The sequence below is a fragment of the Nonomuraea phyllanthi genome (assembly GCF_006334985.2).
GTDB lineage: Bacteria > Actinomycetota > Actinomycetes > Streptosporangiales > Streptosporangiaceae > Nonomuraea > Nonomuraea phyllanthi.
On sequence record NZ_VDLX02000052.1, the window covers coordinates 1 to 1,885 of the forward strand.

Here is a 1,885-nt window from a genome sequence, read left to right on the forward strand (position 1 = left end):
GCAGAAGCTGCTTGCGATCGGCGTTGGAGGTGGATTCGGCATGCCACAACGCGGGGAGATCGGCGGCCAGTTCGCGGATCTGCTCACGCTCGGCCGCCGACAGCAGCAGCGGCTGGGTGGCCAGGAACCGGTCGTGGTCCTCGCGCAGGCTCTCCAGTTCGGCCAGCGCCTGTTCCCAGTCGCGTTCCAGCTGCCGCACGACCAGGCGGTTTTCCGGCTCGGCCAGCTGATATTGGCGCCGAGCTCGGTCGGCGGCATAGGCGGCGCGCTCCAGTCGCTGTTGCCACAGCTTCTCCAACCGGGTGCGCTCAGCTTCGATCTGCTCGGCGGCGTGCAGCGACACCTGCAGCGCCGCCGGGGCGATCATCTGAAGCATCTGCTCGGTGACATGCGCGTCCACGCATGGGCCGGCCAGTTGCTGGCAGCGCGGCCCGCCATGGTCGGCGTACTCGCGCACGCACACGTAGTTGTGCAGCGAGTCGTCTCCGCGCCGATGGTACTGAACGAACATTCTGTGGCCGCAGCGGCCACATCGAATCAGGCCACTGAGCAGGGCGCGCCCGTCCCGCGCCGCACCCGCCGTGTCCGCCCGGGCCCGGTTGGCCGCCATCCGCTCCAGGTTGCGCCGGTATTGCTGCTGGCTGATGTAGGCAGGCAGCAGGTCCGGCAAGACGACCTCCCACTGCTCCATCGGCACCACCACGCGCCCCGTCGAGGGGCGGCCGGGGACTTTCCGCCGGTGATCCACACCGCTGCGGCCATAGGTGTAGATGCCGGCGTAGATCGGGTTGTGCAGAATGTTGGTCAGCGTCATCCGGTTCGGGCGGCGCCAGACCAGTTCGCCCTGATCGGGTCCCTCCCGCAGGCGGATCCCGAGCTGGATCCGGTGCTCGACCAGGTAGGCCAGCACCGCGTTGATCGTGCCGAGTTCGTCGAACAGCTCGAAGATGAGTGTGATCACCGACTGGACCTGCTCGTCGGGGTCCTTGACCACCTCCCCAGAAGGGCGCAGCACGTACCCGGTCGGCACCGAGAAGAACAACTCGCCCCGCTGGGCCTTGGCCAGCCGTCCCGCCGCCATCCGCTGTTTGATCAGGTGGAGTTCCGCCTCCGACATGGTGCCCTTCAGCCCGAGCAGCAGCCGGTCGTTGTACTGGGCGGGATCATAGATCCCGTCGCTGTCGCCGAGCAGCGTGCCCGCCAGGGCGCACAGCTCCATCAACTGATACCAGTCCCGGCCCGAGCGGGCCAGCCGGGAGACCTCGACCCCGAGCACGATCCCCACATGCCCGAGCCCGACCTCGCTCACCAACTCGGCGAACCCCGGCCGCCCTTGGGCGCTGGCACCGGACATGCCCAAGTCGGCGTCGATCACCTTCACCCGCGACGCTGCCCAGCCCAGCGCCACCGCCCGGTCCACCAGCGCGTACTGGACCCGAGCGGACTCGGTGTGCTCAAGCACCTGACGACGGGTCGACTGACGCACGTACACCACCGCCATCCGGTCGGTGTGCTCGCGCCTGATCTTCCCTGGCAACCCTGGAGATGTGCTCGCCTGCCTGCTCATCGGCGCCGCCGGTCAGACTCGCCGCCGGACGGGATAACCGTCGCTCCACCAGCAGCGCCAGCATCCGAATCGCCGCAATCCGACTCGTTTCCGGCAAATCGCCCCATCCGATGGGCGAGGAGGTCGCCGGCCGGGTCGTGGAGAGCCCGGCTCACCCTCCGATCGCCGACTGACGGTGATGCCGCACCCCCTTCCCGCGGGGCGCTCTGCTCCTTGAGCCGCTGGATAACCGACACCAACTCCAGCAGACCTTCGATACCAATCATCGCAGCTCCAGGCCCTAACAGCTATATAGGTGCACTGTAGAAAGCTGCTTGA

The 1,885-nt window shown here is 67.8% G+C and carries 1 protein-coding gene; it reads right to left on the reverse strand.

All coding sequences use genetic code 11. The annotated features are described in order from the left end of the window. The coding region (locus FH608_RS51090) for a recombinase family protein (protein WP_226900764.1) at positions 1-1,501 on the reverse strand (1,501 nt) is incomplete at its 3' end. Between the last annotated feature and the right edge of the window lie 384 nt (positions 1,502-1,885).